2 protein-coding genes are annotated in these 1,080 nt (G+C 49.4%); one reads left to right on the top strand and one right to left on the bottom strand.

The features are described 5' to 3' along the window. On the top strand, positions 1-500 hold a 500-nt coding region (locus ACRC27_RS09700), incomplete at its 5' end, for a LysR substrate-binding domain-containing protein (protein ID WP_438639779.1). A gap of 169 nt (positions 501-669) precedes the next feature. On the opposite strand, the gene ACRC27_RS09695 is transcribed toward ACRC27_RS09700, so the two are convergent. Further along, the gene (locus tag ACRC27_RS09695; RefSeq protein ID WP_010864929.1) at positions 670-873 is read right to left on the bottom strand and encodes a hypothetical protein; all 204 of its coding nucleotides are present in this window, start codon (positions 871-873) and stop codon (positions 670-672) included. Between the last annotated feature and the right edge of the window lie 207 nt (positions 874-1,080).

The following is a 1,080-nucleotide window of genomic DNA, read 5'->3' as shown; positions in this document are numbered from 1 at the left end:
ATACTTCGACACAGGTGGCCAATCTGACCTTGCGTGAGGCTGATATTGCAATCCGCTCGGTGAAACCAACCAATCCCGATCTGATCATTCGTAAACTGGCCTCTTGGCCGATAGGCTTGTATGCCTCGGCCGAGTATTTGGCCCGTCAAGGAATGCCTGAGCAAGGCAATGGTTTTGCTGGCCATTCGCTGGTGGTTTACGAGCCACATTGGCAGAATTCTCGCACGCTAACGATGCTTGATGAACCGGCGGATGGGGCGAAAATTGCCGCTGGCGTTAATACCAGCTTAATGCTGCGTCACGCGCTGATGACGGGATTGGGGCTAGGTGAAATTGCGGTACCGCTGGCTGAGCAAGTCGGCTTGGTGCGTGTTTGGCCAGAAAGGCAGTTACAAAAGCCTTATGAGGTGTGGTTAGTGATGCATCGTGATGTGCAGCATGCCGCGCGGGTTCGGGCGGTCATTAAGGCCATTGAAGTATCATTTGCGGCTATGTTCTAAACGCCGTCATGGTTTGTATTTAATGAGGCGCTTAGTGCAGTTAAAAGGTGACTCTACATGGCATCACTACATGATAGTAATAATGATGAGAGTCGCCTTATTAACGTTCTTAGTGTGTGTGCCATCAACAAGAAGTCAGGGCGTCAAATTATCCCGTGAGCCACGAGGCTTATTTTTTGGCCGCGACGGTATTGAGTTTGGCTTGATGCACTTTTTTATGCGTGGCGGTTTTGTGGTGTTTTACCACCGCGCTGTGATGCGTCGTATGGGCTGGCGCTTTTTCTGGCATTTTCTCTGAGCCAGTTGCGGCAAAGCTCATGGCGGAAGACAGACTAAATACGGCGGCAACGGCGGTTAAGTAAATCTTTTTCATCTTTGAAGCCTTATGCGAAATATTATTGTTAAATAAAACTGCTCTTCTTACGTCTTCTTGCGAGGTTGCGAACACGGCGATCGCTCGGTGTTGGCAACGGCGAGAATGTATGCGCTCGGTTGCTTAGCTGCACGCGAATATTGATGTCGGACTGTAACCCTGCATGTCGATATTTGACTGATAATGGCTCGCATTTTTGGATTTATG

The sequence above is a fragment of the Plesiomonas sp. genome, assembly GCF_051650925.1.
Taxonomy (GTDB): Bacteria; Pseudomonadota; Gammaproteobacteria; order Enterobacterales; family CAMTGL01; genus Plesiomonas.
This window is presented reverse-complemented; position numbering and strand designations above follow the sequence as displayed.

Bases quoted from the DNA above. Each gene is read 5' to 3' on its own strand.
- ACRC27_RS09695 (WP_010864929.1), bottom strand. From the start codon at position 873: ATGAAAAAGATTTACTTAACCGCCGTTGCCGCCGTATTTAGTCTGTCT.